The organism is Macellibacteroides sp., from assembly GCF_050251695.1.
In the GTDB taxonomy this organism is placed as follows: Bacteria; Bacteroidota; Bacteroidia; order Bacteroidales; family Tannerellaceae; genus Macellibacteroides; species Macellibacteroides fermentans.
The window spans coordinates 1-7,112 of the sequence record NZ_JBFWMI010000120.1 but is presented as its reverse complement, the minus strand read 5'-3'; the positions used below and the strand labels follow the sequence as shown (position 1 = coordinate 7,112).

Sequence of the window (7,112 nt, the reverse complement as noted above, 5' to 3'; positions counted from 1 at the left end):
CGTTGCATAATTCAAATAATTCGTCCACCAGTTCGGGAAGCGTAAAGAGCGACGGACCGGTATCGAAGCGGTACCCATCCACGTTGATTTGGCCCATCTTCCCCCCGGGGCAACTGTTTTTTTCGTACACAGTTACCTGATGTCCTTTTCTTTGCAGCAGAATGGCCGAAGCCAACCCGCCGATTCCCGAGCCAACGACAGCGATTTTCATTACACAGCCAACTTGTGGGTAAAAATTTCTTTATAGAATTCGTTGAAGATAATACGGAACCAGACGGTATATGATTGGGGATTCTGCTCCATATCCAATTTTATATCTTCCGGTTTCATGTATTTATAAGAAGCAACCTCTTCGGGGTTGATTACCGGCAATTGATCGGTTTTGCCAATAAATACGTGGTCAATCTCATGCTCCGTAAGCAGATTATCAAAGGGAGCCTTGTACATGAATTTAAACACAAACTGCAGATCCGCCTCCATTCCCATCTCTTCCTTCAACCGTCGCCGGGCTGCGCCGAGGGTATCTTCACCCGGGTGCGGGTGACTGCAACAGGTGTTTGTCCACAGTCCGGCCGAATGATACTTATCATTGGCTCGCTGCTGCAACAGCACTTCATCGTTTGCATTCAATATAAAAACAGAAAAAGCTCTGTGAAGCATTGCCTTCTCGTGTGCTTCCATCTTCGGCATCGTCCCTATGGGATTATCATTTTCATCGACCAGTATCACCATAATTAATTGAATTTTGTGGAAACAAAAGCTTTAACAAACAGCCAGATCTTCTCATAGTCTGAGACTCTCACGCGTTTGGTAAGTAAAATGTTTGCCGGGGTTTTCTCTATTTTTCGTGTCAGCGTATAATAATACAGGTAAGCCGTGTATACTCCGGCATAAGCGCATTTAGGCAATTGCCTTATCCCTTGCATGGCTACCTTATAGTCTTCTTCAATTTCTTCAAGAATCTCCTTCTTTGTCGATTCATTTAAAGGTTGATTTCTCAAAACGGGGAAATAGATCCGATGCAGCTCCTGGATATCGTGACCGATATCCCGAAGGAAATTTATTTTCTGAAACGCAGACCCCAAGCGCATGGCATAGGGCTTAAGCCGGTCGTATTCCGACTGATTACCATCCACAAATATTTTCAGGCACATGAGTCCCACTACATCGGCCGAGCCATAGATATAATCCTTTATCTCCTTCTCCGAATAACTGCTTCTCAGTAAGTCGCTCCGCATGCTTGAAATAAATGCTTGAATCAAATCATCGTCTATGTTATACCTCTTAACTGTTTGCTGAAATGAGTTCAATATCGGATTCAGGCTTATCCCTTGGGCTTTGGCCTTATAGAAATCCCTTTCGAAATCGTCCAGTAGTTTTGCTTTATCGTATTCATGAAAAGAATCCACAATCTCGTCGGCAAACCTTACAAAACCATACAGGCTGTAAATGGGACCTCTTATCTGAGGATCGAAACAGGTAATGCCCAAAGAGAAGGAGGTGCTGTACCTTTGGGTGACCAGTCGGCTTATGTCGAAAGACAATGTGCTGTATAGTGGATCCATATTCTATTTATTAAAGTATTTACTTGCTTCTCCCGCTGCTATTTTACCGGAAATAATAGCCGGAGGAACACCCGGCCCGGGAACCGTAAGTTGTCCGGTATAGAAAAGGTTCTTCACCTGTTTATTGTGTACAGACGGTTTAAGGAAAGCCGTCTGCAACAGGGTATTTGCCAATCCGTAGGCATTACCCTTGTATGCATTGTAGTCGCGCATAAAGTCAGCTCCGGCATACGACTTATAAAATAACACATCCTTTTTAAGCGATTGCCCCGTAATATTCTCCATCCGGTCGATAAGCTGATTGAAATAAAAAGAACGAATCTCTTCGGAATCGGTAATTGCCGGGGCGATAGGAATCAGGAATATACCCGTCTCTTTACCTTCAGGAGCCAGTTGAGGATCCGTTATGCTGGGGAAACTTGTATAGAACAGCGGTTTATCGGGCCAACCGGGACGATCGTATATATTCTCTGCATGAAGCGTGAAGTCGGTATCAAAAAACAAGGTATGGTGTGCCACCTGATCTATTTTCCGGTCAAAGCCTACATAATACAACAAAGCTGAAGGAGCCATCACTCTTTTTTGCCAATAGGTTTCGCTATAATTGCGGAATGATTCATCCAGCAGATATTCGGTATGATGGTAGTCGGCTCCGGATATGATCAGGTCGGTTGCATGAAAAGTGTCCTTTACCACAACGCCGGTTGCTTTATCCTTCTGTACCACAATTTTGTCGACCGGACTTTGTGTCACGATCTCCACCCCCAGACTTTCGGCCACCTGCTTCATAGCATCCGCCAGACGGAACATACCACCTTTGATATGCCAGGTGCCCAGCACCATATCGGCGTAATTCATAAGGCAATAGAACAAAGGAGTATTACTTGGCTTTGCTCCCAGAAAGATTACCGGAAATTCCAGCAATTGCCTTAAATAAGGATGTTTAATATGTTGTTTAACCCGCGCACTGATCGTAGTAAAAAATTGAGAAAGCCGTTTTACAGTATCGGGCATGATAAGTTCGGAAAATGAATTAGCCGGCTTATACAATACTTTATCAACTGCCACCCGGTAATTAAACTCGGCGTCCTGTAAAAAAGAGCGTAAAAACCGACTGCTTCCGGGCTCCAGAGAATCAAACATGGCATATATCTCCGTTAAATCGGCAGATACTGATAGCGCTTCCTTCTCTGAAAAATAGATCTTATATCCGGGATCCAGCCGAATCAAATCATAATAGTCGGCACTTGTTTTACCGAAATCATTAAAAAATCGTTCTATAAGGTCGGGCATCCAATAGAAAGTAGGTCCCATATCGAATGTAAACCCCTCTTCGGTAAACTGCCTCGCCCGCCCTCCGATCGTATCATTCTTTTCGAACAGAGTGACCTTGTATCCGTTCTTTGCCATATAGCAAGCTGCGGATAAAGAGGAAAAACCTGAACCAATCAGAGTCACAGTTTTCATAGCATATAAAATAGGTAAGCAGTCAAAACTTTAATTTTAGTTTACAAAATTATAAAAAACATTTCACATTCCCAAATCTTACGCCATTAAATTATTAACGATACATAAAATTAGCTTTTAATGTGCTGTATAGTGGATCCATATTCTATTTATTAAAGTATTTACATGCTTCTCCCGCGGCTATTTTACCGGAAATAATAGCCGGAGGAACACCCGGCCCGGGAACCGTAAGTTGTCCGGTATAGAAAAGGTTCTTCACCTGTTTATTGTGTACAGACGGTTTAAGGAAAGCCGTCTGCAACAGGGTATTTGCCAATCCGTAGGCATTACCCTTGTATGCATTGTAGTCGCGCATAAAGTCAGCTCCGGCATACGACTTATAAAATAACACATCCTTTTTAAGCGATTGCCCCGTAATATTCTCCATCCGGTCGATAAGCTGATTGAAATAAAAAGAACGAATCTCTTCGGAATCGGTAATTGCCGGGGCGATAGGAATCAGGAATATACCCGTCTCTTTACCTTCAGGAGCCAGTTGAGGATCCGTTATGCTGGGGAAACTTGTATAGAACAGCGGTTTATCGGGCCAACCGGGACGATCGTATATATTCTCTGCATGAAGCGTGAAGTCGGTATCAAAAAACAAGGTATGGTGTGCCACCTGATCTATTTTCCGGTCAAAGCCTACATAATACAACAAAGCTGAAGGAGCCATCACTCTTTTTTGCCAATAGGTTTCGCTATAATTGCGGAATGATTCATCCAGCAGATATTCGGTATGATGGTAGTCGGCTCCGGATATGATCAGGTCGGTTGCATGAAAAGTGTCCTTTACCACAACGCCGGTTGCTTTATCCTTCTGTACCACAATTTTGTCGACCGGACTTTGTGTCACGATCTCCACCCCCAGACTTTCGGCCACCTGCTTCATAGCATCCGCCAGACGGAACATACCACCTTTGATATGCCAGGTGCCCAGCACCATATCGGCGTAATTCATAAGGCAATAGAACAAAGGAGTATTACTTGGCTTTGCTCCCAGAAAGATTACCGGAAATTCCAGCAATTGCCTTAAATAAGGATGTTTAATATGTTGTTTAACCCGCGCACTGATCGTAGTAAAAAATTGAGAAAGCCGTTTTACAGTATCGGGCATGATAAGTTCGGAAAATGAATTAGCCGGCTTATACAATACTTTATCAACTGCCACCCGGTAATTAAACTCGGCGTCCTGTAAAAAAGAGCGTAAAAACCGACTGCTTCCGGGCTCCAGAGAATCAAACATGGCATATATCTCCGTTAAATCGGCAGATACTGATAGCGCTTCCTTCTCTGAAAAATAGATCTTATATCCGGGATCCAGCCGAATCAAATCATAATAGTCGGCACTTGTTTTACCGAAATCATTAAAAAATCGTTCTATAAGGTCGGGCATCCAATAGAAAGTAGGTCCCATATCGAATGTAAACCCCTCTTCGGTAAACTGCCTCGCCCGCCCTCCGATCGTATCATTCTTTTCGAACAGAGTGACCTTGTATCCGTTCTTTGCCATATAGCAAGCTGCGGATAAAGAGGAAAAACCTGAACCAATCAGAGTCACAGTTTTCATAGCATATAAAATAGGTAAGCAGTCAAAACTTTAATTTTAGTTTACAAAATTATAAAAAACATTTCACATTCCCAAATCTTACGCCATTAAATTATTAACGATACATAAAATTAGCTTTTAAATTCACTGTTAAAATTCAATTTTACGAAAAGTTTGTAACTTGTTTTACCCTTTTCTTGTTATATATATGCAATGCATCACACAGATTCTATCTATGATTAAACACTATTCATCAAGTACCTTCGTACAGCCTGTCAGATTTGACAGGCTGTCGCAGGGTACAATGAAGTTTATACTCTATATACTCCGATTAGTAAAATGATTTTCTCCGTTATTATTTAGGCTCATTTGTTCGTTTAAAATAGAATTTTCTATTTACCAGAACAGGTTCGATTAGTTGAAAACGGATAAATTTGGCCATCAGGTTCTCGGCAGCCCTGCGGGGGATGCTTCCCTGTTTACAATATTGATTGAGAGAGATATATTCATTCTGCTCAAGCAGATCAAGCAGAAGTTGTTCCTTCTGGGTAAATTCCACCAAGACGCCCGTGGGACTTCCACTCTGTTGCCACACTTTCAAATGAACGGTCGTTGCCAGGATATTTTCGTCTTTCACGCGTACATAAGCGAGCTCTTTACCGGATTCGTCTTTCGCACAAACAGGTTTCTTATCGGTTTGATCCACGTTGACCAGCAAGACCGAACGACCTTCCACTTTGTATACCTGCATGGAATACTTTACCTCCGGCACACAATACATCTGTGCGGCAGCTTCAATCATATAAATCTCCTCATCCGAACGAATACCGGCAATGCGGCCGTTATCTTTAACTCCGATAAGCAATCGTCCTCCATCCGTATTGGCAAATGCCGATAAAGTACGGGCAATCTTTCTTGCATCCGAAATCTCAAATTTAAAATCCTGCTTCTGATGTTCTCCTTCGGCTATCAGAGAATATATATAGTCTGTATCAGTCATTGCTTTCATACGAATAACATTTTAAGATGGAAGGTCCGAAACAGGTAGAAAGTTGTACACATGTTCGTTTCACACCTACAAAAGTAAAGAAAAAAGTAAGATTGTATAAGTGAATAGGAACAAAACACAGTGGGCAAAACGGGACAACCCTCTATATTTGCCACAGAATAAACAACTTACAAAAACACAATAAACGATGATTAAGCACACATTCTTATCACTTGCCGCAGCACTTGTATGCCTGACTGCCGGCTGCAGCGGAGCAAAAACCCAATCGCCGGAACAACAATTGGCTTATCAAATTACGAATGACACCCTCATGCATAAGGTGGATTCGATGGCCAGAGAGGTTGTAAAAGGAGGTTTCAATGCGGGCGACGGCTATGGCGAGGTCTGGATTCGCGACTACAATACCTTTATCGAGCTGGCCATGGAGGTAATGCCGGACAGTACCATACAGGACAATCTGATCACCTTCTTCCATTTTCAAGGGAAAACGGGTGATATCGTGGATGGATTTATCGACATCAATAAGGCCGATCTCAATAATAAAGGAGGATACAAATACCGGTTATCCGATACGGAACCCCGCTATGCTGCACATAAGAATACGGTGGAGACAGATCACGAGGCATCCCTGGTACAGGCTGTTTGGCGCTACGTGAATAAAAGCGGCAACAAATCGTTTTTGCAAAAGCAGATTAATGGCCAGACGGTAGAGAAACGTTTGGAGATGGCCCTGGAGTTTTTAATGAACGAGCGACTGGACAAAACATACAGTTTGATTTGGGGTGCAACCACAGCAGATTGGGGCGACGTACAGCCGGAGCATCCCTGGGGAGTGGAGCTGGACGAGAACTCACATCTTGCAATAGACATTTACGACAATGCCTTTTTTATCATTGCGTTGAATCACTTTATTGAGCTGACCGACCGTCCCGAAGCTAAAGAGCGCTGGGCAAAGGTTCGCGACGATATTAAGGTAAATACGCGCAAATATCTATGGGACGAAGCGAAACAGAAGTTTATTCCACACATTTACTTAAAAGACTCGCCGTTTCCATCCGATTTCGATGAGAATTCAATTTATTACCACGGCGGAACAGCCATGGCGATCGAAGCCGGATTGCTTTCAAAGGAGGAAATTGCGGCAGCCAATACAACCATGGTGGCCAATGTAAAGGCATCGGGTGCTCCAACAATCGGACTAACACTCTATCCTCCCTACCCCGAAGGATTCTTCCAAAATAAGGGAATGTATCCCTATGGCTATCAGAACGGCGGCGACTGGACCTGGTTTGGCGGGAGGATGATCCAACAATTGATTCTCAACGGATTTGTTGAGGAAGCATACCAGGAAATAAATCCGATGATAAATCGGGTTATTAAAAACAACGGCTTTTATGAGTGGTATGGTATGGGAAATATACCCAGTGGTTCCGGTAATTTTAAAGGATCTGCCGGGGTACTGGCAAAAGCCATACATTTACTT

General features: G+C 43.1%; 7 protein-coding genes. 1 reads left to right on the top strand and 6 read right to left on the bottom strand.

Annotated features, from left to right (window positions below; genetic code table 11):
* From AB7E53_RS13420 to AB7E53_RS13395, 6 genes are all read right to left on the bottom strand, one after another.
* A partial coding sequence (locus AB7E53_RS13420; protein ID WP_446776229.1) for a phytoene desaturase family protein occupies positions 1–211 on the bottom strand: 211 nt, incomplete at its 3' end.
* Positions 211–732, bottom strand: a complete 522-nt coding sequence (gene idi, locus AB7E53_RS13415) for an isopentenyl-diphosphate Delta-isomerase (protein WP_079683913.1) — start codon at positions 730–732, stop codon at positions 211–213. The genes idi and AB7E53_RS13420, both read right to left, overlap by 1 nt.
* A gap of 2 nt (positions 733–734) precedes the next feature.
* On the bottom strand, positions 735–1,565 hold the full coding sequence (locus AB7E53_RS13410; protein WP_446771685.1) for a phytoene/squalene synthase family protein: 831 nt from the start codon (positions 1,563–1,565) through the stop codon (positions 735–737).
* 3 nt (positions 1,566–1,568) lie between these two features.
* A complete protein-coding gene (locus AB7E53_RS13405; protein WP_446776227.1) occupies positions 1,569–3,032 on the bottom strand; it encodes a phytoene desaturase family protein in 1,464 nt (487 codons plus the stop codon).
* 145 nt (positions 3,033–3,177) lie between these two features.
* Entirely contained in the window at positions 3,178–4,641 is a 1,464-nt protein-coding gene (locus tag AB7E53_RS13400) for a phytoene desaturase family protein (protein ID WP_446776225.1), read from the bottom strand.
* A 334-nt stretch (positions 4,642–4,975) separates the two neighbouring features.
* A complete protein-coding gene (locus AB7E53_RS13395) occupies positions 4,976–5,629 on the bottom strand; it encodes an AlbA family DNA-binding domain-containing protein (RefSeq protein ID WP_446775261.1) in 654 nt (217 codons plus the stop codon).
* Positions 5,630–5,816: 187 nt separating this feature from the next.
* Here AB7E53_RS13395 and AB7E53_RS13390 point away from each other — a divergent pair.
* On the top strand, positions 5,817–7,112 hold a 1,296-nt coding region (locus AB7E53_RS13390; protein WP_446776223.1), incomplete at its 3' end, for a hypothetical protein.

Coding starts and splice junctions, on each gene's coding strand:
- idi (WP_079683913.1), bottom strand. CDS start 732: ATGGTGATACTGGTCGATGAAAATGATAATCCCATAGGGACGATGCCG.
- AB7E53_RS13410 (WP_446771685.1), bottom strand. CDS start 1,565: ATGGATCCACTATACAGCACATTGTCTTTCGACATAAGCCGACTGGTC.
- AB7E53_RS13405 (WP_446776227.1), bottom strand. CDS start 3,032: ATGAAAACTGTGACTCTGATTGGTTCAGGTTTTTCCTCTTTATCCGCA.
- AB7E53_RS13400 (WP_446776225.1), bottom strand. CDS start 4,641: ATGAAAACTGTGACTCTGATTGGTTCAGGTTTTTCCTCTTTATCCGCA.
- AB7E53_RS13395 (WP_446775261.1), bottom strand. CDS start 5,629: ATGAAAGCAATGACTGATACAGACTATATATATTCTCTGATAGCCGAA.